The organism is Pseudomonas sp. MF6751 (assembly GCF_016613265.1).
Taxonomy (GTDB): domain Bacteria; phylum Pseudomonadota; class Gammaproteobacteria; order Pseudomonadales; family Pseudomonadaceae; genus Aquipseudomonas; species Aquipseudomonas fluorescens_BV.
The window spans coordinates 76,799-100,034 of the sequence record NZ_JAENSV010000004.1 but is presented as its reverse complement, the minus strand read 5'-3'; the positions used below and the strand labels follow the sequence as shown (position 1 = coordinate 100,034).

Here is a 23,236-nt window from a genome sequence, read left to right as displayed (position 1 = left end):
AGGATCATGGCTCAGCCATCGATTTTGGTATTGGAAGACGACGAGATCATTCGGGCGTTGATGGTGGATGTGCTGGAAGACTTTGGTGCGGTAGTAACATCGTTTGCATCGGCAGACGAAGGGATGATTTACCTGGAGCGCGGCGATGACCCGGTGGATTTGATTGTCAGTGATATTCAAATGCCCGGCTTGCTCAATGGTTATGACTTGAGCCGTGTCGTCGCCCACCGGTGGCCTGAAGTACAGGTAGTGCTGACCTCAGGTAATACGAAAATCGCCGCCGAGTTGGGCAGTTCCGTGCGGTTTCTGCCCAAGCCCTGGAGTACCGACCACTTGCTTGAGTGCGTGCAGACAGCATTGACGCACTAGGGCCAGTCCCGGGATTGATAGCAGCGCGATATCATTTCAACCGAACTTGAGAGCTAGTTCTGCGGTCATGTAAGGTGCAGGGAGCGACTTTTCTGATCCGCTGGTCAGCCTTTTCGCTTCTGCGTTCAGCTGACGACAATGAGTTGTGTAGAATCGTCGCCCATTTTCACGCGTCATTCATGGCCGACAGGCCCACAGTTCGAGCTCATTGAATGCATTCACAGGCCCATGACGTTAGTGCGCCCTCCTTGCTGGAAACGTTGCGCACGGGCACGGGCCTGCTGCATGTGGCGTTGGAACAGCGCCTGCCGTTTTTTTCCGAGCGCCTGGATGCCCAGTGGTATCGGCGCTTGCTGCAGGCGTACTACGGCTTTTATCAGCCAATGGAAGCGGCGCTGTATGACAGCGGTTTGATTCCCGACGGCTATGAGTCTGCGTTGCGTGTGAAAACGCCAACCCTGGTCCATGACCTGCACGCGCTCGGCCTGACTGAGCACGCCATCCATGCCCTGCCTCGCTGTACCCAGCTCCCCGTATTAGACACACCGGCTGCGTGCCTCGGCGCCCTGTATGTGCTGGAAGGCGCCACCCTGGGCGGCCAAGTGCTGCGCCGGGAAATGGCCCTGCGCCTGGATGTGAACGCCGACAACGGCGGTGCCTTTCTCAATGTATACGGCGCCGAGACCGGACGGCGCTGGAAAGATTTCCTCGATTATCTGGGCCGCCAGCCACTGGATACAGATGCCGCCGTGCGCGCGGTGATGGCGGCCCGCTCGACATTCAGCGGCTTTGAGCAATGGCTCGACAGCCAGGAGGTATTGCTATGAAACCCGAAGATTTTGAAGAGCTGCTTGCCAACTGCGCCGACGAACCCATTCGTTTTCCGGGGGCCATCCAGCCCCACGGCGTGCTGCTGACCTTGTCGGAACCTGGCCTGAACATCATTCAGGTAAGTGCCAACGTCGGTACGTTGTTCGGCCACGCCCCCGAGGCGCTGTTGGATCAACCGTTGCACAGGTTGATTGGCGAGGACTACGCCCGGGCCGTGCAAACCATGGCCGAGGACAGCGCATTCCTGGACTCGCCGCCCCTGCTGATAACCTTCAAGGGTGAGCAGTTCGAAGGCCTGTTGCATCGCCACCAGGGCGTGTTAGTGCTGGAATTCGAACCACGGCTCAAGGATTTCAAACCCCGAGCGCAGAATGGCCGCACCAGCGACCTGGGCAAGATGCTGCACCGCCTGCAATCGGCAAAGACCTTGGAGGCGCTCTACGCCATCACCGTCAACGAAATCCAGGCCATGACCGGTTATGACCGGGTGCTCATCTATCGCTTCGAAGAGGAAGGCCATGGCCAGGTGATCGCCGAGGCCTCGGCGCCGTCCATGGAATTGTTCAACGGGCTGTTCTTCCCCGCGTCCGACATCCCCGAGCAGGCTCGCGAGCTGTATCGCACCAACTGGCTACGGATCATCCCGAATGCGTCCTACGAACCGGTACCGCTGGTGCCCAAATTGCGCCCGGACACCGGGCAGCCTCTGGACCTGAGCTTCGCCACCCTGCGCAGCGTGTCGCCGATTCACTGCCAGTACATGCAGAACATGGGCGTGTTGTCGTCCATGAGTATTTCACTGATGAAGGGCGACAAACTCTGGGGCCTGATCAGTTGCGGCAACCGTGAGCCGCTGCTGGTGCCCAACGACCTGCGCATGGCCTGCCAGACCATCGGCCAGGTGCTGTCATTGCAGATCAGTGCCATGGAGGCCCTGGAGCTGACCCGCCAGCGCGACGAGAAAGTCGAAGCGCTTGCGCTGCTGGATCGGGCGATGAAAGCCTCTGCCAATAACGTATTCGACGGCCTGGCCCAGCAAGGCCGACTGCTGATGGACCTGACCCTCTCCGGCGGCGTGGCGATCATCGAAGACAAGCAATTACACCGCTACGGCAACTGCCCGGAACCGGCGCAGATACGCGCGCTGCACAAGTGGTTGCAGGGCGACGGCGCACCGGTATTTTCCAGCCATAACCTGGCCTCGGTTTATCCGCCGGCCGCCGAATACCAGAGCGTGGCCAGCGGCGTGCTCGCCATGAGCTTGCCCAAGCCTGTGGATAACGGCGTGTTGTGGTTTCGCCCGGAAGTCAAAGAGAACATCCACTGGAGTGGCGATCCGCAGAAGCCGCTGAATCTGGAAACCTGCGACGCGGGCATGCGCCTTCGCCCACGCACCTCGTTTGAAATCTGGAAAGTGGAAATGGCTGGTATCTCCACCAAGTGGAGCCATGGCGACCTGTTTGCCGCCAACGATCTGCGCCGCTCGGCCCTGGAGAACGACCTGTCCCGCCAAGTGCTGCGAGAGCAACAAGCGGTGCGTGCGCGGGACGAGCTGGTCGCGGTGGTTTCCCACGACCTGCGCAACCCCATGACCGTCATCTCCATGCTATGCGGCATGATGCAAAAAGCCTTCAGCTCCGATGGCCCCCACACTTCACGGCGCATTTCTTCCGCCATTGACACCATGCAACAGGCTGCCGGGCGCATGAACGTGTTGCTGGAAGACTTGCTCGACACCTCGAAAATCGAAGCCGGGCGCTATGTGGTCAAACCGGTGGCGCTGGACGTCAGCCAGATTTTTGAAGAGGCGTATTCGCTGCTGGCGCCCCTGGCCTCGGAAAAGGGCATCGACCTGTCGTTCAATGTCGAGCCTGGCCTGCAGATCAAGGCCGACCCGGAGCGCTTGTTCCAGGTGCTGTCGAACCTGATCGGCAATGCGATCAAGTTCACTCCGCGCCAGGGCAACATCGGCATCAGCGCCATGAGCGCCGGCGAGGAGATTGTATTTTCGGTGCGCGACTCCGGTGAAGGCATTGCGCCGGACGATTTGCCCCATGTGTTCGATCGCTATTGGACCCAGACTGAAAACAACCCCACCGGCAGTGGGTTGGGGCTGTATATCACCCAGGGGATTGTCCAGGCCCATGGTGGGCGCATCGAGGCCGAAAGCGAGTTGGGCCGCGGCAGTGAATTCAGGTTTACGGTGCCAAAGCCCGCCTGAAACGCGCCCATTCTCTAAACCCAACATGCGGATACCTATGGCCGGGAACGAACACCCCGGCCAACGCCACTGAAACATTGCGCACTCAAAGGAAGTATTAGTGCGGGAACAACTTTCCATTTGAGCGAGGTAGTCACCATGATCGTCACTCACGCCTTTTACATCTATTACGCCAACCAATCCGCGCAAAACCAACAAGCTTTCGCCAAACCTGTGGATACCCCGTCACCTCACACAAACAGCCAGCCCGAACCGCAACCGCGGCCTAGGCGCCCCTCCATGGTCGCGCTCGGACAAGGGCGACTGCCTTGACCCTGCCGTCAGGCAATGCAGCGCCAGGCGCTGCACTGCGTTGACAAAACACTAACATCCACTGCGCTACTCTTTGCGTTCTACCTTGTGTGAGCCACTCCCTCGATGCTTCAACCCGACACTTTGCCCGCGGTCATTGCCGGCCCCCTCCTACGGCGCCTGGAACCGCATCGCCTGGTTATCTGGTTGGTGGGCAGTCGTGCCCTGCCCCTGTGCTTGAGACTGCAATTACCCTCGGGCGAGACGCTGGATATCCCTCTCGATGCAACGCACTGCCAAGTCGTGCCCGTCGGCCGCCATGCCTTTATTCACCTGATCGACATAGCCCTGAGCCACGCCCTGCCACAGGACGAAATCATCGGCTACGACCTGTTGATCGACGGCCTCGGCATTGCACAATGGGCACCGCACTTGCTGTATGGCGACGCGACTACGCCAAGCTTCGTGCTGCATAGCCGCGTCCATCACTTGGTGCATGGCTCGTGCCGCAAACCCCATCACCCGGCCGACGAAGGCTTGTTGTGTGTTGACCACTTGTTGGCGGACGCCCGCGCACCGCTCGAACGCCCAGCCTTGCTGATGATGAATGGCGACCAGATTTACGCCGACGACGTCGCAGGGCCCATGCTGCGGGCCATTCATGGGCTGATTGCGCGCCTGGGCCTGTTTGATGAATTCCTGGAGGGCGCGGTGGTGAGCGACAGCGCCAGCCTCTATGGGCATCGCGCCAGCTATTATCGCCGGGCCGACCTGCTGCCCGCGCTGGACAGTAACGAGACCTTGCGTGAGCGCTTTTTCGGCGGCGTGAAGAAACCGATTTTCACCAGCAGCACCGCCGACAATCACCTGGTGACCTTTGCCGAAGTGATCGCGATGTACCTGCTGGCCTGGTCGCCGACACCCTGGACGCTGATCACACCAGAACCGCCGCCGCTGAGCGCGCAAGAGCAACAACGCTATGCCCGCGAACAGGTTCATATCGAGCAGTTCCGTGACGGCCTGCCTGGGGTAGCGCGGGTGTTCGCGCACCTGTCGACGCTGATGATGTTCGACGATCACGACATCACCGATGACTGGAACCTCAGCGCCCAATGGGAAGAAACTGCCTACGGCCATCCCTTCTCCAAACGCATCATCGGTAATGCGTTGATGGCCTATCTTTTATGCCAGGGCTGGGGCAACCAGCCCGAGGTGTTTGGCGAACTGGTGAGCCAAACCCAGGCACTTGCCAGCCAGGCGCAAGACAACCACCTGGACGCCACACAGCAGGATGAGCTAGTCACCACGCTGCTGAAATTCCAGCAGTGGCACTACGTATTGCCCACCACCCCGGCGCTGGTGGTACTCGACACCCGCACCCGACGCTGGCGCAGCGAGTTCACCCTCAAGCAACCTTCCGGCCTGCTGGACTGGGAAGCCTTGAGCGAACTGCAACAAGCGCTACTGGACCACCCGTCAGCCATCATTGTCTCGCCTGCGCCGGTCTTTGGCGTCAAGCTGATCGAGACGGTGCAAAAGGTTTTCAGCTGGTGTGGCTTCCCACTGCTGGTGGACGCCGAGAACTGGATGGCCCACCGCGGCGCTGCCCAAGTGATTTTGAATATCTTCCGCCACTCGCGCACGCCGGGTAACTACGTGATCCTCTCCGGCGACGTGCATTACTCATTTGTCTACCAAGTACTGATCCGCTACCGCAACGGCGGCCCCAATATCTGGCAAATCACCAGCAGCGGCATCAAGAACGAGTTCCCGCCGCGCCTGCTGGAATGGTTCGACCGCCTCAACCGCTGGCTCTACTCCCCGCGTTCGCCGCTCAACTGGTTTACCCGCCGCCGCACCATGCAAGTGGTGCCCTATATTCCAGAGCACGCCGAAGCGGGTGAGCGATTGTGGAACTCGGCAGGCATTGGCCAGGTGTTTTTCAATGAGCAGGGCCAACCGCAAGCCATTTACCAGCACAACGCGGATGGGAAGCCTCGGACAAAGATGATGGCGCCAGAAAAATAGCGTTTCGCCACTCGTCAAAAGCAGCACACCTGCCCTATTCAAAGCGCGCAAGCGCCGATGTACAGTAGCGCCAGCCACGGAGTATCGGCGTCAACCATGACTGGCCTTGGGCGCCAGCCCCCGCAGGAAGCGTGCAGATGGACGATACATCCGGCAAAGAACCGCTACGCCATGAGGTTTCCGACCTTAACGTCGACCTGTTGCACGCCATCATGGAGTTGGTCAGTGATGGCATCTGGGACTGGAATGCCAATACCGGCTTCGTCTACCGCAATCCCGGCTGGTACGAAATGCTTGGCTACTCCCACCACTCCCTGGAAAACAGCGTCTTCACCTGGGAGAACGTGATCCACCCCGAGGACTACTCTCGCGTGATGACGGTGTTCGATGACTACATCAGCCTACGCGCCGCTCATTACCGGGCCGAATACCGTTGTCGCAAAAAAGACGGTACGTACCTCTGGATCGAGGACCGTGGCTACGTCATTGCCCGCAACCCCGACGGTTCAGTGGCGCGCATGGTCGGCGCACACCGTGATATCCATACGCGCAAATGCTCCATCGAACAGTTGCAAAAGCGCAACCAGTCTCTGGAAGCACTGGTCGCGGAGCGCACGCTTGAGTTGTCGCGCGTCAACCAGCAACTGCAATTGCAGCTGGACGAAAACCGCTCTTTGGCCGAGCGGGACGCCCTGACGCGCATCGCCAACCGGTACCGCCTGGAAAAAGTGCTGCTGGAGGAATGCGACCGCGCCGAACGCTTCCGCCTGCCCCTGGCCCTGGTGGCCATGGATGTCGATGACTTCAAGCCGATCAATGACCAATACGGCCATGGCGTCGGCGACCAGACCCTGATACGGGTAGTGGAGCACCTGGAAGCCTGCGTACGTAAAAGCGACTTGCTGGCGCGCTGGGGCGGCGATGAGTTTATGGTGGTGCTGCCCAAAAGCAGCCTGGACGAGGCCAAAGAGTTGGCCGAAAGGATTCGCCATAAAATCAAGGAGGCGGCCCCCGTGGGCGCCTTGAACGTTACCCTGAGCCTGGGCGTGGTGGAGCGGCGCATGGGCGAGTCCCCGGCTGCGCTGATGGCGCGGGCCGACCAAGCCTTGTACCGATCCAAGGCGGCGGGCAAGGATGGGGTGTCGGAATAGTCGCAGCTCCTTCCAAGGGGGAATGACACGGCGACTTTATTTCGTTTGCGGCAAGGCCGGGCGCACGGCTTAGATAGCGCTGCGCCCACCACTGCCGAGTCCCAGAGCCATGAGTCACTCTAGCATCAGCCAGTCGATTTCCATCGTTCACCCCATCAGCCTCAGTCACGGTAAAAACGCCGAGGTCTGGGACACTGCAGGCAAGCGTTACATCGACTTTGTCGGGGGTATCGGCGTGCTCAACCTGGGCCATTGCCACCCGGCCGTGGTGGCGGCCATTTGCGAGCAAGCGGCCCGGCTCACCCATTACGCGTTCAACGCCGCACCGCATACGCCCTACATCGAGTTGATGCAACGCCTCAGCGCCTTTATCCCGGTGGGTTACCCCGTCAGCGGCATGCTCACCAACAGCGGTGCAGAAGCGGCAGAGAACGCCTTGAAGATCGCCCGTGGTGCCACTGGTCGCACGGCGGTGATCGCCTTCGACGGTGCCTTCCATGGCCGCACCCTGGCGACCCTCAACCTCAATGGCAAGGTCGCGCCCTACAAGCAGAAGGTCGGCGTACTGCCCGGCCCTGTGTATCACCTGCCCTACCCCAGTACCGATAACGGCATGACCTGCGCCGAAGCGCTGAAGGCGATGGAGCGTCTGTTCAGCGTGGAAATCGACATAAACGATGTGGCCTGCTTCATCATCGAGCCGGTGCAGGGCGAAGGCGGTTTTCTAGCCTTGGACACTGAGTTTGCCCAAGCCTTGCGACGCTTCTGCGACCAGCACAACATCCTGCTGATCATTGATGAAATCCAGTCGGGTTTTGGTCGCACCGGCCAGCGTTTCGCCTTCTCGCGCCTGGGCATCGAGCCGGACCTGCTGCTGCTCGGCAAAAGCATCGCCGGCGGCATGCCGCTGGGGGCGGTGGTCGGGCGCAAGGCGCTGATGGACAACCTGCCCAAAGGCGGCCTGGGCGGCACCTACTCTGGTAACCCCGTCGCCTGCGCGGCGGCGCTGGCGACCCTTGAGGTGATGAGCGACAAAAACCGGCACGCCTGGGGCGTCGCGCAGGAGGCCGCGATTGTGGGTCGCTATGAAGCCTGGCGCGCGCAGCAACTGTCGCCCTACCTGGGCCGCCTCACCGGTGTCGGCGCCATGCGGGGCCTTGAACTGGCCCATGCCGACGGCACACCCGCCCCCAAGCAACTGGCGCAACTGCTGGAGCTGGCGCGAGAGGCCGGCTTGCTGCTGATGCCCAGCGGCAAGTCGCGGCACATTGTGCGCTTGCTGGCACCGCTGACCATTGAGCCTGAGGTGTTGGAGGAAGGCCTGGATATTCTCCAAGCGTGCCTCGAAGAACTGGACGAGTAAAATGTATCAACAGCTTTGTCGCTGCTCCACTCAGTCGTTGAGCTTGTTCGTGAAGTCCGGGCGAGGTGGATGACCGTTGATAAGATTCCCGTTGTGGATATGTACGTATTTCTGTACGTTAATACCCACCCAACAAGGAGTTCCCATGGAAACTATCAACTACACCAACGCCCGAGCCCATCTGTCCGAAACGATGGACCGCGTCAACGATGATCACGTCCCAATTCTACTGACTCGACAAAAAGGCGAGCCCGTGGTGATGATCTCGTTATCAGAGTTCAATGCTCTGGAAGAGACGGCTTACCTGCTGCGCTCGCCTAAAAATGCCGAACGTCTCATTAACTCAGTCAACAGCTTACGAGCAGGCAAAGCCAAGCCAAGGCGGTTGATTGAAGAATGAAAATACTCTTTACCTCTGAAGGCTGGGACGACTACCTCTGGTTTCAACAGAACGACAAAGCCGGGCTCAAGCGCATCAATCACTTGATCAAGGCCATACAAAGAGACCCGTTCGACGGCGTGGGAAAGCCTGAACCCCTCAAACATAACCTGAGTGGTTTCTGGTCTAGACGAATCACCGCGGAGCATCGTTTGGTTTATGGCATCGAGGATGATGAAGTACAAATATTGATGTGCCGCTATCATTACTGAAGTTATTCTGACGCCCGAGCCACCTTGACCTGATCCCCTCACCCGCTGAAAATGCCCGACGTTTTTTTGTCTCTCCGCATACTACGCAGCGAAATTTAATGTCTGATTCCTACACCGAAAAATCCGCCGAAGAATCCGTAGTCGCCCTGCACGCCAAAGCCGAATACGAAAACGCCATCAATCTTTCACAGCATGTGCCAGCCGCCAAGATCATCAGCGAGATGGTGCTGGACGCGTTTCACACCTCCAAGGAAAGCGACCAGATCCGCGAGCTACGCGTTGCCATCCGCCAGGCCCACGATGCCTTCGACGATGACAAAGCCTATGACCTGATGGGCCAGCTCAAACAATTGAAAGACGCCGAAGCCGCAGACAACGCCGCCCTGGAACACCTGAGCAGCCAGTTCTCGATCAGCCGCATCCTGTCCAGCTTCAAGGACGATCCCGAGTTCCAGGAATTGGTCTATGGCCTGGCCCTCAAGGTACTTAACCAGTCGCACCAGGCCATCAGCAACCCGAGCGCCGGCAAGGGCAAGGCTGCACGCGCCAAGAAAGACACCGAAGTGTTTGTGATCAGCAAGGATGGCATCAGCGTCACCCTGCCGCTGCGCACGCCGCGCTCCAAGCTCAATGTGGACCGCGAAGCGCTGGAGTTCCTGGGTTTCACCTTTGTGGGCGAAGGCAGCGAGGCGGAACTTGCGAGCGAAACCTTCATCGACAACAGCGGCGCCGAGCAACCAGTCACGCGCAAGAGCATCGTGACCGCGCTGCAACAGCAAAGCGCCTTTGACGGCTACGCCATCGCCGCCCAGTAAGTAGCTGACGCAACCAGGCGCGCGTGCAAGGCGCAGCGCCGGTTGCCGTCTACGCCTCTTTGTTCCACAACACCGCCGAGCTTTTCATCATCCCCACGGCGATTGCGAACAGCAACAACACACAGCCCGCCAGCAGCCACGGTGACGGCAAGGTTGGCCGGGCCAGCAACATGAACGCCAACGAGGGCGCGATCATCACGCCGATGTTGACGCCCGCCGAGTAGTAGCCAAGGTTGCGGCCCACGCTGTCGCGGCTGGAAATACTGCTGACGTAGTGGGTGATCGCGGGGAACACAATCATCTCGCCCAGGCTCCACAACACCGTAGCGAGCATCAACAGCGCGCCGACCTGACCAAAGCCCATCAAGAAGAAACCGCAGCCTGCCAGCAACAGGCCAATGATCAGCGAGCGACTGCTCGACAAGTGCGCCATGCGCAGGTTGATCGGTACTTCAAACACAATCACTAGCAACGCATTGATAAAGAAGATGATGCCCACGTAATAGGCCGGCAGTTGGGTGTAGTTGATGATGTACGCCGACAGAAAAGTCGGCGGCAATGCGTAAGCCACGTGCACCGGCAGCGCCGCCAACAGGATCACCAGCAGTCGCGAACGCTCATGAACCGCCACCTCGGGCAAGCCCTCGCCCTTGCCCGCGACAGGCGCGCCTTGGGTGGCCGGCCGGGGCCGACCGAACCGCAGGCAGGCGGCGAAGGCCAGCAGGGACAGCACGGCATTGATGTAGAACACCGCGTCGGCATTGCGGAGGAAAATCAAGCTGCCCAATAGCGGCCCAATGGCCATACCGATGTTGATCGCCAATCGGTTGCAGGAAAACGCCACTTTGCGTGACTCAAGATTACTGTGAGCCACTGTCTCGGAGAACGCGGCCGGTGTGAAGGCTTCGTAACAGGCCCCCCAGAGAAACGACAACAGGAACAGCGCGAGCAGGTTATCCACCGAGGGAATGACCAGCAGCAACACCGCGTTGAACAACAACGAACCAAGAATGACTCGGTTGGCCGAAAACCGCTTGATCACGGCGCCGATGATCAGGTCGGTACACAAGGCGCCCGCGCCATACACGCCGACCAACAGGCCTGCAGTGCCTGCCGATATCGCGTGTTGATGAATCAGGTACGCCGCGTAAAAAGGAAACGCCAGGGTGCCCGTGCGGAACACCAGCGTGATCATGAACAATGCTTGCAACCGCGCATTAAGGCCGCGCAAGGCGTGAAAAGTACCCATCAGCGCAGCACGCTGGCACAGGTGTGGAGCAAAGCTACAGAGCGGCTCATCCGGATGTCCTTTCGCAATGGCGGCGCCGGTGTGTCCGGCGCCAAACTCCATAGCTGGGCAACCTAATGCAGCACTGTGCGGCGAACAAGCTACCCATTTGGACAGGTAGGCGGTGATTGCGGCCTCAGGCCGGGTGGCGGATATAGCCCAATTGCAGGGCCTTGGCGATTGCTGATTTGCCGTTGCTGACCTGCAATTTGCCGAAGATATTCTTCATATGAAACTTGACCGTATGGGAGGTCATCGACGTCAGGAGTGCCACTTCGTTGTAGGTCTTGCCCAGGCTGACCCAGGACAATACTTCGGTTTCCCTTGGGGTCAGCACCGTCTGTTGTTCGACAGGCGCCGCGTGATCTTCCAGGGCCTCGTCGTACATCGAGACCAACAGCATCTGCAGTTCACTTTGATGGGCCAGCACGGTCTCGCGAAATTGCCGATGTTCGCCGAAGCTGCACAGATTGAGCACCGAGTAGAAGCCGCGATTGCCATGCACGATAAAACTGGCGCCCTCGCCAACGGGTGTGTAGGGGCCCGGCACCGGCACCGCCTCATCGGCCACGGCCAGCAGGTGTTCATCACTCCAGAAAAATGGTTTGATCCGCGTACGGGTCAATGAAACCAGCTCGCCACGCCGGTAGAAATCGTCGGCCGTGTCGGAAGGCTCCATGGCCTCGGGGTAATTGGACACAATCTGCGCTTGGTCCAGCGTCGGCCCACACTGGTAGACCTCGAAGTGTCCCAGGCCACGGCGGCTCAGCTCGGTATCGAGCAAGCGGCGCATATCCTCGGGCAGCATGGGCGATTTTCTATCAGGTTGGCCATTAGGTCGCACGGGTGTCTTCCTTGATCATTCAACCCGGTCGAGCATGCAGCATGCCTGGCTTACCTGTCCAGGCAACGGATGCAAACCCAGGGGCTAGACCTGCGCCGCGAACGCCTCGCGAAAGCGCTCCATCTCGTGCTCATTACCCACCGTCACCCGCACCCACTGCGGCCAGTCCTTCCACACCCGCCCGACCAGTACATTCCGTGCCGCCAACTGCTCAATCACCTGCTCTGCCGGGCGCTTCACGTCGATCATGAAGCAGTTGCTGTGGGAAACGGTGCAGGTAAAGCCCCGGCCCTTGAGCCAGGCGATCGTCTCATCGCGCAACCTGGCATTGAGCGCTCTGCGTTGGCCCACCAGTTGCGCGTCTTCCAGGCTCGCACGGGCGGCCAGCAAGCTGGCGCCGGCCGGGACGTTATCGCCGCCGAACACGGCCAACCGCTCCAATAGCGCCGGGTGACCGATCGCCAGGCCCAGGCGCGCACCGGCGAGGCCGTAGATCTTCGAGAAGGTACGCAGTACCAGCAGGTCGTCGTGTTCCTTGACCCAACTTACGCAACTGGGGGCGTCGCAAAAGTCGATATAAGCCTCGTCCACAACCAGCACGCAGCCCTTGGGTTTATTCACCAGAGCGTGGCGGATGGCCTCGGTCGAGGTGAGCGTACCGGTCGGGTTGTTGGGGTTGCACAGGTACAGCATGCCGGCCTGTGGGTCCGCTGCGAGCATGGCGTGCACATCGTGGGCATGCTGGGCGTCGAGGTTAACTTCATGCACCGGCGCCTTGATCGATTCGGCCGCCTGGCGCGGTACTTCGTAGGACGGCGTAGCCATCACCAGGCCGCGGGCCTGGCTGGCGAACGCCAGCACCGCGTAACGCAGGGCGGCCATCGAGCCGGCAAATACCCCGATGTTTTCTTCGGCGATGCCCTGTTGCTCGGCAAACAGCGCGGCCAATGCATACATGTCCGGGTAAGGGTAACGCCCAGAGGCTGCAACCGCGCGCAGCATCGCCTGGCGAGCCGCGTCTGAAGGGCCGTAGGGGCTTTCGTTGTAATTGAGTAGCACCTTGTCAGATTTCGTCGGCGCCGGGCTGGCGAACGCCCAATTGAGCTGCCCCAACACAGGCAGGGCCGCGCCCAGGGCGAGAAGGGATCGACGACTGACACGCACCATGGTGACTACTCCTTGTAGAGGCGCGAGGGATTCGCGCTGGCCGTTCAGAAGAGTATGACGAGAAAGCCGTTGCCTGATTTACCACCGAGGCGTATCCCTGCACTCAGTACTTTATTGTTGTAGCGGGCGCATGCAACACTTTCACTGCCGCGAACCGTCAAGAACGGGTTCTGCCGGCATGGACTGATGACTAAATGGAAGTGGTGAGCACTTGATACACAGACGGGAAAAAACCGAGCACTTGAAGAGCAACATCAAGTACTTGATCAAGAGTCGTGGCGAAACCCAGCTTTCGTTAAGCAGTGCCGCCGGCCTGACCAGGACCACTATCTACAACATCCTGGAAAGCAAGGTCGTTAACGTACAGCAGTCGACGATACGCAAGATCTCTGACTTCTTTGGCGTCTCCTACGAAGAAATCGAGACGATCAGTTTTGAAGCCAAGGAAGTCATCGAGAGCAATGTTTCCCCACTGGGTAACAAGAACCCGGCGGCAGTGCCTGTGCTCAAGGAAAGCCTGCTCATGCAAAGCCTGGGCAAGCGCATCGGTGAGCTGGCCACGCTTCATCCGCTGACCTACTACTTTGGCAGCGCCTGCAACCTGATCGGCGTGCGCCTGGAGCACGGGATTCCCGGCCTTAATGAACCGGGGGACTTGCTGATCGTGCAGAAAGGCTCGTCGAGCGACGATAAAGAAAAACTGGTGTACGACCGCGCCACCAAGAAGCTGTTCATCACCCTCGAACCCTGCGGGAACTCAGAGCGTTTGTGTGTCATCGGCGACATCCTTGAGGAGCGCTTCAATGACAACGTCTGAAGGCGCCGTGGAAAACAGCAAATACAAGTTGCTGGGCTTTGAAAACGACAAGCGCCTGGCGGTGATCATGGTGATCGCCACGGGCAAGGTCCTCAAGATCAAGCTGAGTGAAGTGCTCAGCAGTGAAATGATGGACAACTTCAACAAGATGGAAATCAAGAACCTGTACAAGAAGTTCTACTCCCAAGGCGGAACGCTGACCGCCTACGATATAAACGACCGCAATGAAAACTCCTGGATGATCTACATCATCCTGAACTTGCTGCTGTTCACCTTCTATATCTTTACCAGCATTGCCGCGACCAAACCGATTTACCTGGAGTCGTTGGGCATCATCGTCACACCGGGCACGTTCCTGTACCCGCTGACCTTCTTGATCGTGGACTTGCTCAACGAGAATTTTGGCTTGCGCCTGGCCAGGCGAGCCATTCTGTTTGCGTTTGCCAGCAACGCGATGATCATCATCCTGCTGTATGGCTCCACGTTCCTGCCAGGGCTACCGGGCTGGAAGCTGGATGGGCCTTATACCGACGTGATCCTGCAAGTGTCGTCGGTGCTGGTGGCCTCTTCGGTGTCGTTCCTGGTGTCGGAGAATATAAATTCCTACTTGCTGTGCAAGATCAAGGAGCTGACCAACTCCAGGTATCTATACCTGCGGATATTCCTCAGTACGTTCTTTGCGGTGATTATCGACAGCTTCCTGTTCTGCTTTATCGCCTTCTACGGGGCGATGCAGACCAGCGACATCCTCAGCATGATCTATGTACAGATCGCGATCAAAGTCGGCTTTGCGTTCTTCAATATCCTGCCGGCCTATGGGGCACGTTCGTTGTTCAAGCGTTACCTGACCAGCGCCAACGCATGAAACCTATGCTGGGAGGGGGCTTGCCCCTCCCACATTTGAACTTCATACATCAGGTAGAACCTGGCGGGCATTGGATGCAGTTATTTCAGTTGTAACTTGTGCTTGAGGCTCTGCATGACATTTGTCTTGTTCTGCAGATAGTCATTCAAGCCCCGAGCGCGCAGGTTGCACGCGTCACACTCGCCACAGCCGGTACCGATGATGCCGTTGTAGCAAGTCAGCGTCTGCTCGCGCACCAGCTCCAGTTGCCCGTGGTAATCGGCCAGGGCCCAGGTCTCGGCCTTGTTCAGCCACATCAACGGCGTGTCCAGGCGCACGTCGTATTCCATGCCCAGCTTGAGGGCCTGGTTGAGTGCTTTGACAAACTCATCCCGGCAATCGGGGTAGCCTGAGAAGTCGGTTTCGCACACACCGGTGATGACGGTCTCGGCCTTCACTTGATAGGCGTAGATCGCAGCCAGGGTCAGAAACAGGATGTTGCGCCCCGGCACAAAGGTGCTCGGCAGGCTTTCACCCGAGCTGTTCACGGTCGGCACCGGGATGTTGTCGCGCGTCAGGCTGCTGATCGCCAGCTCATTGAGCAGGGACACATCCATCACTTTGTGCACGGTGGCGCCCAACTGTTTGGCCAACTTCTGGGCCACTTCGATTTCTGCCACATGCCGCTGGCCGTAATCAAAGGTAATGCAGTGCACTTCGTCATACAGCGGCAGGGCCTGGATCAGGCAGGTGGTCGAATCCTGCCCGCCACTGAAGACCATCACGGCTTTTTTACTCATTGCTTCGCTTCCTGCATATGTAGATTTGGGGAATAGTTTAAAGGGCATGTCATAAAAAACCCCGCGCTTCTTGCGAAGGCGGGGCTTTTTTACTGCAAGACCACTCAGTGGGCGTAGGTCAGCAACAGCTCTTTCGGCACTTGGAAATCCAGGGACATCATCACGCTAAGCGCGGTGATGGTGAAGATCGAGAACACGAACAGCTTGCGCGCCCAGACGGTGTCATCCACCGCCTTGTAGCCGGTCCAGGCCATGTACAACCAGTACATACCCATCGCGGCGGCGACGGCGAGGTAGCTCATGCCGGCGTAGCCACTGAAGGTCAACATCAAGGTCGCCACGAGGAAGGCCAGGATGTAGAGCAGGATGTGTTTCTTGGCTACCTGAATGCCACGCTTGACCGGCAATACCGGAATCGACGCAGCCAGGTAGTCATTGAAGCGGAAAATCGCGATGGCGTAGGAATGCGGCATCTGCCACAGGCTGAACATCACCAGCAGCGTCAGCGCGGCCATGTCGAAGCTATTGGTCACAGCTACATAACCAATCACCGGCGGCATTGCCCCCGACAGACTGCCCACCAGCGTGCCGTGAACCGACTTGCGCTTGAGGTACAGACTGTAGAGGCCGACGTAGATGACAAAACCGATCACGGCAAACAGCGCCGCCAACGGGTTGGCCACCTTGTACAACAGGGCCACACCGGCAACACCCAGGACGGTCGCATAGATCAGCGCCAGCTTCAGGGAGATGAGGCCCTGGACCAGCACGCGATTCTTGGTGCGCTCCATCTTGATGTCGATGTCACGGTCGATGCAGTTGTTGAATACGCAACCGGAAGCAACCACCAGGGACGTACCGATCATTGCAGCCAGGAAGATGGCCAGATCGACATGTCCCTTGGAGGCCAGGAAGAAACCGCCCGCCACAGAAAGCACGTTACCGAAAATGATCCCCGGTTTGGTGATTTGGATAAAGTGCTTAAGCGACATCGGGTCTTACCTCACTTCGCCATCATGTAGGTGTGGATGCTGAACATGATCCACAGCGACAGACCAACCAGCAGAACGATCACCAGGCCTGCGAACACAAACGCGATCACGTTCTCGCGCTGCTCTTTGGAGCGGTCCAGGTGCAGGAAGTACACCAGGTGAACCAGAACCTGAATCACCGCGAACGCCAGGACGATCATCAAGGTGATCGACTTCGGCAAGGTTGGGTACATCACCAGGCCGAACGGGATCAGGGTCAGGATGACCGACAGGATGAAGCCGATGGCGTAAGACTTTACGCTGCCGTGGCTTGAATCGTGGCTGTCATGGGAGTGTGCATTAGCCATTACAGAGTCCCCATCAAGTAAACGACGGTGAATACGCAGATCCAGACCACGTCCAGGAAGTGCCAGAACAGGCTCAGGCAGCTCAGGCGGGTCTTGTTGGTGTTGGTCAGGCCGTGCTTGTTGACCTGATAGATCATCACCGCCATCCACAGCAAACCTGCGGTTACGTGCAGACCGTGGGTGCCGACCAGCGTGAAGAACGCCGACAGGAAACCGGAACGGTGCGGGCCGTAGCCTTCGGAGATCAGCAGGTGGAACTCGTTGATCTCCATGCCGATGAAGCCCAGGCCGAACAGGAAGGTCAGGCCCAGCCAGGTCAGCACGCCCTTCTTGTTGCCCTTGTAGAAGGCCAACATGGCGAAGCCGTAGGTGATCGAACTGAACAACAGCAAGGCGGTTTCGCCGAGCACGTATGGCAGTTCGAAGATGTCGTGGCCCGACGGGCCACCCGCTACGTTGTTTACCAGTACCGCGTACACCGCGAAGATCGACGCAAACAAGATGCAGTCGGTCATCAGGTAGAGCCAGAAACCGTAGACGGTTATTGGCCCCGAGTCGTGGTGGTGGTCATCGTGCCCATGGTCATCGACATGGGCGTGTCCAGCATTGGTCACTAAGTTCGACATGGTTTAAGCCTGTTCCAACGAGGTTTCTACACGGTTGGCCGGGATCTTCTTCTCGGCTACCAGGCGAGCGTGCTGCTCGGCTTCGATGCGTTCGATCGTTTCGACCGGCACCATGTAGCCTTGATCATCACGGGCAGCGTGAATGATGAAGTAACCGATAGTGCCCACCAGGCTCGCGATTGCCAGCCACCAGATGTGCCAGATCATCGCGAAACCGAACACGGTCAACAGCGCACCCATCACCAACCCAGTGGCGGTGTTGTTTGGCATGTGGATCGGTTCGTAGTGCTTGGGCTTCTGGTACGCAGTACCGTCTTCCTTGGCTTCGGTGAACGCATCAATGGTGTTCGCAGTAGGGATCACGGCGAAGTTGTAGAACGGTGGTGGCGACGAGGTCGACCATTCCAGGGTGTGGCCGTTCCATGGGTCGCCGGATTCGCACATGTTCTTCTTGCGATCACGCACGCTGACGTAAAGCTGGATCAGCTGGCAGGCGATGCCCACAGCGATCATCACCGCACCGAACATGGCAACGTACAGGTACGGTACCCACTCAGGGTTGGTGGTGGCGTTCAGACGACGGGTCATGCCCATGAAGCCCAGTGCATAGAGCGGCATGAACGCGACGAAGAAGCCCGAGATCCAGAACCAGAACGCAGCCTTGCCCCAGCCTTCGTGCAGCTTGAAGCCGAACGCTTTCGGGAAGTAGAAGCTGAAACCAGCGATGTAGCCGAATACCGCACCACCGATGATCACGTTGTGGAAGTGGGCGATCACGAACAGGCTGTTGTGCAGCACGAAGTCAGCACCCGGAATGGCCAGCAGTACGCCGGTCATGCCGCCGATGGCGAAGGTCACCATGAAGCCCAGGGTCCACAGGACCTGGCTGGTCATGCGCAGACGACCGTGGTAGATGGTGAACAGCCAGTTGAATAGCTTCACCCCCGTCGGGATGGAAATCAGCATCGTCGCCAGGCCGAAGAAGGCGTTGACGCTGGCCCCCGAACCCATGGTGAAGAAGTGGTGCAGCCACACCATGAAGCCCAGTACGGAGATCGCGCCAGAGGCGTAGACCATCGAGTGGTGACCGAACAGGCGCTTGCCGGTAAAGGTCGAGATCACTTCGGAGAAGATACCGAACGCTGGCAGGATCAGGATGTACACCTCAGGGTGACCCCATGCCCAGAACAGGTTCACGTACATCATTGGATTGCCACCAAGTTCATTGGTGAAAATGTGGAAATCCAGGTAACGGTCAAGCGACAGCAGCGCCATGGTAGCGGCCAGGATCGGGAACGAAGCCACGATCAGCACGTTTGCCCAGGTGCAGGTCCAGGTGAAGATCGGCATGTCCATCAGTTTCATGCCAGGGGCGCGCATTTTCAGGACGGTGGCCAGGAAGTTGACCCCCGTCAATGTCGTCCCGAGCCCTGATAACTGTAGCGCCCAGATGTAGTAGTCCACACCCACGCCCGGACTGTATTGCAAGCCCGACAATGGCGGATACGCAACCCAACCGGTCTTGGCGAATTCGCCGACGCCCAGGGAAACGTTGATCAGCACCACGCCGGACACCAGCAGCCAGAAGCTCAGGGAGTTCAGGAACGGGTAGGCAACGTCACGCGCACCAATCTGCAGCGGCAAGGCAAGGTTCATCAAGCCGGTGAAGAAAGGCATCGCCATGAAGATGATCATGATCACACCGTGGGCGGTGAAGATCTGGTCATAGTGTTCAGGTGGCAGGTAGCCAGGCGAACCCTCGGTGGCCATGGCCAACTGGGTACGCATCATGATGGCGTCGGCAAAACCACGCAGCAGCATGACCATGGCAACGATGACGTACATGACGCCGATTTTCTTGTGGTCGACCGAGGTCAACCACTCGGTCCACAGGTAGGACCACTTCTTGAAATAGGTGATACCCGCAACCAGCGCCAAACCACCCAGCGCGATCATGGCGATAGTCACCATTACGATCGGCTCGTGGAATGGGACCGCGTCCCAACTTAATTTACCAAACATCGTTTACTCCTCTGCCCCAGCAGTTGAATGCGCGCCTGTATCAGAACCTTCAACCGCGGCCACTTCTTTCTTCTCGTGCTTGACCGGCTTGCCTGGCTTCATACCTTCGTACTTGTCGACGATTTTCTGAAACAGGTCCGGCTCGTACGCGGAGTACAAGGCGACAGGGTTGTTCTGGCTCGGTTTGGTCAGAGCGTCGTATTCAGCTTGATCAAGCTGTTTAGGTGCGGCCTTGACTGCAGCTACCCAGGCGTCGAAATCTTCCTGGCTTGTCGAGATCGCTTTGAATTTCATGCCGGTGAAGCCAGCGCCGCTGTAGTTGGCGGAGATGCCTTCCATTTCAGCTTTCTGGTTGGCGATCAGGTGCAGGCGGGTCTGCATGCCTGCCATCGCGTAGATCTGGCCACCCAGTGCAGGGATGAAGAACGAGTTCATCACGGCATCGGAGGTGATCCGGAAGTTAAGCGGGGTGTGCTCCGGGAAGCGGATCTCGTTGACAGTGGCGATACCCAGGTCCGGGTAGATGAACAGCCACTTCCAATCCAGCGCGACCACCTGGATGTTCACAGGCTTGACGTCGGACTCCAGCGGACGATACGGGTCCAGCGCGTGGGTCGACTTATAGGTGATGTAACCCAGGGCGATGATGATGAGGATCGGAACCAACCACACCGCGATCTCGATCTTGGTGGAGTGCGACCACTTCGGCGCATAGGTGGCGCTGGTGTTGGACGCGCGGTATTTCCAGGCGAAGGCGAAGGTCATCACGATCACAGGCACCACAACCAGCAGCATCAGCAGGGTAGCGGTGATGATCAGGTTTCGTTCATCCAGACCGACCTGTCCTTTTGGGTCGAGCAAGGTCCACTTGCAGCCTCCCAGCATTAACATCATGCCAAGCAGCGGCAAAAAGCCTAGTAATCGGGGGTACCTGTTTTTACTCATCTCACGACCTCTAAAGCAGCTTGCGCAATGCAGTTGGGTTTTGATCGCCAACACTTCACCCTGCCAAGGGTTGGCATTTCTCTTCGATTGAATAAGAGCCTGCCCGACACGTCATGACTGTACGTTTCACGGACCTGCAGTGAGTTCTTATTCGATTTCGTGGCTAAAGGCCTTGTTACAGACCAATTCCATTTGGTGCGGATAGTTGAAAGGCTGCCGGAACCTGGGGTCGCATTGAGCCTTCCATCTGCTCCTCGACCGCTCCAATGCTCAAATATTGAACAGCACCGGACATTCAGTGCGGGCGATTGTAGTTAGCTAGCGATGTATAAACCATGTCTTATAGAGAAATAATTTTTATCGATTCCAGCAACAATCCTTCACCAAAGTTGCAAAGATTCGCGATTTTATCGCGTTCGATTCTCAACAAAAACCACAAAAATTGCCGTGTTATTGGGCACAGTGCCACTTCCCTTACGGCCTGTAAGGGCATGCCGAGGGTATCCAAGTGCCCATAAAACAAGGCATTCATAGAGGCTTCAGGGATTGGAGCCGCACACGAATCGGGCCGCCGTGGGAACCACGAACTGACAGCACAATTTGTACGTGGGGTGCAAATTCAAGGATCGTTTTGGCGGGTCAGAAACGTCCTGCGACAACGTTCATGTGACAACATGTCGCACGCTGCGCGCACCTTCCGTTGCCCCTCGTCACGGTGCTTTCACAAATCCCTACAAACAAAAACGCTCCGCCTTCATTCAGAAGCAACGGAGCGTTCGGCAGGCGCGGCGGTTCAGGCTTTGGGATGACGATTGCGATAGATGCACAGGGGCACCAGGATCGCCGTCAGCACGAATGCAACCAGCGCCCATTGGGCCAGGGACAGGCCGAGGACCGGTGGGTAGGGGGTGCTGCAAAAGCCGTCGACCTGGAAGCCCAGGGGAAACACCTTGGCCAGGGGCAGGTCGTCAACGATCGGCTGCAACACATCGATGCCGCAACTGACCTGGGGAAAGAACTGGGTGTACACATGGTGGCCGGCCGCAGCCACGCCACCCAAGGCGCTGAGCACCACCAACCCTTCGAAGAACGTCAGCGCGCCCTTGGTGCGCATGGCCGCGCCGATGAACGCGAAGAGCGCAATCAGCAGCAAGGCGTAGCGTTGCAGAATGCACAGCGGGCACGGTGCTTCGCCCAGTACCACTTGCATGTACAGCGCCCCGCCAATCAGCGCCAGGCAGATGATGCCCAGCAACACCAGAAAGCGCCGCTCCCTGCCTAAACGCATGTCGTCAATCATCCCCGTCTTTCCCTTTCTCTGATTAAGGTTGTGCCTGATGGCAACAAGTTTACACACAGGCAGAGGTTAAAACAGAGAGGGGTTAACGGCGGATTAATCGTGGCAAATGTAGTGATTGTGCGGACGCCATCGCGGGCAAGCCCGGCTCCCACATTGGAATGCGATCCTCTGTGGGAGCCGGGCTTGCCCGCGATGATGCCGATACGGTCAATTGGCCAAATTCTATTCCAGCGCCGCCGCCGGGCCAAAGAACTCATAGCGCGCCTGCTTCTCCGGCACACCCAGCGCCTTGAGATGCCGCTTGATCGCCGCCATGAAGCCCTTGGGGCCCAAGAAGTAGGCATCAATATCACGCTGCTCAGGCAACCAGGCCGCCAGTTGCTCCTGATTGAGCATCCCGACCTTGTCTGCCGCCGGGCTGATGCCGTCATCCTCGGCGTAGCAGTAGAAACGCTTGAGCTGCGGATGCTTGGCCGCCAGGCTGTCCACCCAGTCACGGAACGCGTGCACCCCGCCGTTACGGGCGCAATGGATGAAATGCACCGGGCGCTCGGTTGCCAGGGCGGCTTCGAGCATCGGCAGCGTGGGCGTAATGCCTACCCCGCCGCTGATCAGCACCAGCGGTTTATCACTGGCGGCCAGGGTGAACTCGCCCGACGGCGGGAACAGGTCAATGGTCGCGCCGACATGCATCTGGTCGTGCAGGTAATTGGAGACCCGCCCGCCCGCTTCGCGCTTGACGCTGATGCGGTACAGCCCGGTGTCGGTGAGGGCCGACAGGGAATAGTTGCGACGCACTTCCTCGCCATCAAGCACCAGTTTCAGGCCGATGTACTGGCCGGGCGCTGCGGCCAGGATCGGGCCGTTGTCCACCGGTGCAAAGTAGAAGGAGATGATCTCGTCGCTCTCTTCCACGCGCTTGACCAACAGGAACGCCCGCGCACCCCGCCAGCCGCCGGGCGCCTGGGCTTTTTCGTCGTAAATGGCCGCTTCGGCGCCGATCAGAATGTCCGCCAACTGGCCGTAGGCCGCGCCCCAGGCGCTCATGACCTCGGGGGTGGCAATCTCGCTGCCCAGCACTTCGGAAATAGCCCGCAGCAGGCAGGCGCCAACAATGGGGTAATGCTCCGGCAGAATCTGCAACGCCACGTGCTTGTTGATGATCTTGGCCACCAGGTCGCCCAGTTGGTCCAACTGGTCGATATGCCGCGCGTACATCAGCACGCCATTGGCCAGGGCGCGAGGCTGGTCACCACTGGCCTGGTGGGCCTGGTTGAACAGTGGGCGGACTTCGGGATACTCGGACAGCATCATGCGATAGAAATGCGTGATCAGCGCTTCGCCGCCGCTTTCCAGCAGGGGCACAGTGGATTTGATGATTGCACGGTCTTGGGCACTAAGCATGGGAGACTCCTGGGTCTTCTTACTGATTGCTTTTAGGCAGTCAGTAATCGTGCCAACTAATAAATCCTTTATTTTCAATAACTTAAATATTATGTAGTCAGTATGACCTCCTACGCCTTA

22 protein-coding genes are annotated in these 23,236 nt (G+C 58.5%); 11 read left to right on the top strand and 11 right to left on the bottom strand.

All coding sequences use genetic code 11. The features are described 5' to 3' along the window. Nucleotides 1–6 precede the first annotated feature (6 nt). From JJD66_RS05280 to JJD66_RS05240, 9 genes are all read left to right on the top strand, one after another. Complete coding sequence (locus JJD66_RS05280) at nucleotides 7–369, top strand: response regulator (protein ID WP_003194033.1); 363 nt, start codon at nucleotides 7–9, stop codon at nucleotides 367–369. Nucleotides 370–581: 212 nt separating this feature from the next. Further along, nucleotides 582–1,196, top strand: a complete 615-nt coding sequence (locus tag JJD66_RS05275) for a biliverdin-producing heme oxygenase (RefSeq protein WP_200647714.1) — start codon at nucleotides 582–584, stop codon at nucleotides 1,194–1,196. Continuing rightward, a complete protein-coding gene (locus tag JJD66_RS05270; protein WP_200647713.1) occupies nucleotides 1,193–3,421 on the top strand; it encodes an ATP-binding protein in 2,229 nt (742 codons plus the stop codon). Before JJD66_RS05275 ends, JJD66_RS05270 begins: the two co-directional genes overlap by 4 nt. Before the next feature lie 417 nt (nucleotides 3,422–3,838). Continuing rightward, nucleotides 3,839–5,740 (top strand): alkaline phosphatase D family protein, encoded by a 1,902-nt coding sequence (locus JJD66_RS05265; protein ID WP_200647712.1) that lies wholly within the window; start codon nucleotides 3,839–3,841, stop codon nucleotides 5,738–5,740. A gap of 137 nt (nucleotides 5,741–5,877) precedes the next feature. Then, nucleotides 5,878–6,891, top strand: a complete 1,014-nt coding sequence (locus tag JJD66_RS05260; RefSeq protein WP_198715603.1) for a sensor domain-containing diguanylate cyclase — start codon at nucleotides 5,878–5,880, stop codon at nucleotides 6,889–6,891. Between the two features lie 109 nt (nucleotides 6,892–7,000). After that, nucleotides 7,001–8,254 (top strand): 2-aminoadipate transaminase, encoded by a 1,254-nt coding sequence (locus tag JJD66_RS05255; RefSeq protein WP_200647711.1) that lies wholly within the window; start codon nucleotides 7,001–7,003, stop codon nucleotides 8,252–8,254. A 145-nt stretch (nucleotides 8,255–8,399) separates the two neighbouring features. Next, the gene (locus JJD66_RS05250) at nucleotides 8,400–8,654 is read left to right on the top strand and encodes a type II toxin-antitoxin system prevent-host-death family antitoxin (protein WP_198715605.1); all 255 of its coding nucleotides are present in this window, start codon (nucleotides 8,400–8,402) and stop codon (nucleotides 8,652–8,654) included. Next, nucleotides 8,651–8,905 (top strand): Txe/YoeB family addiction module toxin, encoded by a 255-nt coding sequence (locus JJD66_RS05245; RefSeq protein ID WP_200647710.1) that lies wholly within the window; start codon nucleotides 8,651–8,653, stop codon nucleotides 8,903–8,905. The genes JJD66_RS05250 and JJD66_RS05245 overlap by 4 nt, the downstream gene beginning before the upstream one ends. Before the next feature lie 98 nt (nucleotides 8,906–9,003). After that, entirely contained in the window at nucleotides 9,004–9,720 is a 717-nt protein-coding gene (locus JJD66_RS05240; RefSeq protein WP_073521853.1) for a hypothetical protein, read from the top strand. Nucleotides 9,721–9,769: 49 nt separating this feature from the next. Here JJD66_RS05240 and JJD66_RS05235 read toward each other — a convergent pair whose 3' ends face one another. The 3 genes from JJD66_RS05235 to ptaA all read right to left on the bottom strand — a co-directional run bounded on the left by JJD66_RS05235 (nucleotide 9,770) and on the right by ptaA (nucleotide 13,019). Further along, a complete protein-coding gene (locus tag JJD66_RS05235) occupies nucleotides 9,770–10,969 on the bottom strand; it encodes an MFS transporter (protein ID WP_200647709.1) in 1,200 nt (399 codons plus the stop codon). A 175-nt stretch (nucleotides 10,970–11,144) separates the two neighbouring features. Then, entirely contained in the window at nucleotides 11,145–11,816 is a 672-nt protein-coding gene (locus JJD66_RS05230; protein WP_215908713.1) for a helix-turn-helix transcriptional regulator, read from the bottom strand. A gap of 120 nt (nucleotides 11,817–11,936) precedes the next feature. After that, the gene (gene ptaA, locus JJD66_RS05225) at nucleotides 11,937–13,019 is read right to left on the bottom strand and encodes a pyoverdine biosynthesis transaminase PtaA (RefSeq protein ID WP_200647707.1); all 1,083 of its coding nucleotides are present in this window, start codon (nucleotides 13,017–13,019) and stop codon (nucleotides 11,937–11,939) included. 211 nt (nucleotides 13,020–13,230) lie between these two features. On the opposite strand from ptaA, the gene JJD66_RS05220 reads away from it, so the two are divergent. Both JJD66_RS05220 and JJD66_RS05215 read left to right on the top strand, forming a co-directional pair. Then, nucleotides 13,231–13,836, top strand: a complete 606-nt coding sequence (locus JJD66_RS05220; protein ID WP_200647706.1) for a helix-turn-helix transcriptional regulator — start codon at nucleotides 13,231–13,233, stop codon at nucleotides 13,834–13,836. Continuing rightward, nucleotides 13,823–14,701, top strand: a complete 879-nt coding sequence (locus tag JJD66_RS05215) for a queuosine precursor transporter (RefSeq protein ID WP_105228389.1) — start codon at nucleotides 13,823–13,825, stop codon at nucleotides 14,699–14,701. Before JJD66_RS05220 ends, JJD66_RS05215 begins: the two co-directional genes overlap by 14 nt. Nucleotides 14,702–14,781: 80 nt before the next feature. On the opposite strand, the gene queC is transcribed toward JJD66_RS05215, so the two are convergent. The 8 genes from queC to hmpA all read right to left on the bottom strand — a co-directional run bounded on the left by queC (nucleotide 14,782) and on the right by hmpA (nucleotide 23,116). After that, nucleotides 14,782–15,480 carry a 7-cyano-7-deazaguanine synthase QueC gene (gene queC, locus JJD66_RS05210; protein WP_032895363.1) on the bottom strand — a complete coding sequence of 233 codons (699 nt, stop codon included), beginning with the start codon at nucleotides 15,478–15,480 and terminating at the stop codon, nucleotides 14,782–14,784. A 104-nt stretch (nucleotides 15,481–15,584) separates the two neighbouring features. After that, the gene (gene cyoE, locus JJD66_RS05205; RefSeq protein ID WP_003194050.1) at nucleotides 15,585–16,472 is read right to left on the bottom strand and encodes a heme o synthase; all 888 of its coding nucleotides are present in this window, start codon (nucleotides 16,470–16,472) and stop codon (nucleotides 15,585–15,587) included. Nucleotides 16,473–16,483: 11 nt separating this feature from the next. Then, nucleotides 16,484–16,819 (bottom strand): cytochrome o ubiquinol oxidase subunit IV, encoded by a 336-nt coding sequence (gene cyoD / locus JJD66_RS05200; protein WP_003194051.1) that lies wholly within the window; start codon nucleotides 16,817–16,819, stop codon nucleotides 16,484–16,486. Then, the gene (locus JJD66_RS05195) at nucleotides 16,819–17,445 is read right to left on the bottom strand and encodes a cytochrome o ubiquinol oxidase subunit III (RefSeq protein ID WP_034133624.1); all 627 of its coding nucleotides are present in this window, start codon (nucleotides 17,443–17,445) and stop codon (nucleotides 16,819–16,821) included. The genes cyoD and JJD66_RS05195 overlap by 1 nt, the downstream gene beginning before the upstream one ends. 3 nt (nucleotides 17,446–17,448) lie before the next feature. After that, nucleotides 17,449–19,467, bottom strand: coding sequence for a cytochrome o ubiquinol oxidase subunit I (gene cyoB, locus JJD66_RS05190; protein WP_200647705.1), 2,019 nt, complete (start codon nucleotides 19,465–19,467; stop codon nucleotides 17,449–17,451). Between the two features lie 3 nt (nucleotides 19,468–19,470). Next, entirely contained in the window at nucleotides 19,471–20,412 is a 942-nt protein-coding gene (gene cyoA / locus JJD66_RS05185) for a ubiquinol oxidase subunit II (protein WP_073521857.1), read from the bottom strand. A 793-nt stretch (nucleotides 20,413–21,205) separates the two neighbouring features. Continuing rightward, entirely contained in the window at nucleotides 21,206–21,712 is a 507-nt protein-coding gene (locus JJD66_RS05180; RefSeq protein ID WP_047711744.1) for a disulfide bond formation protein B, read from the bottom strand. 222 nt (nucleotides 21,713–21,934) lie between these two features. Beyond that, the gene (gene hmpA, locus JJD66_RS05175) at nucleotides 21,935–23,116 is read right to left on the bottom strand and encodes an NO-inducible flavohemoprotein (RefSeq protein WP_200647704.1); all 1,182 of its coding nucleotides are present in this window, start codon (nucleotides 23,114–23,116) and stop codon (nucleotides 21,935–21,937) included. Nucleotides 23,117–23,236 lie beyond the last annotated feature (120 nt).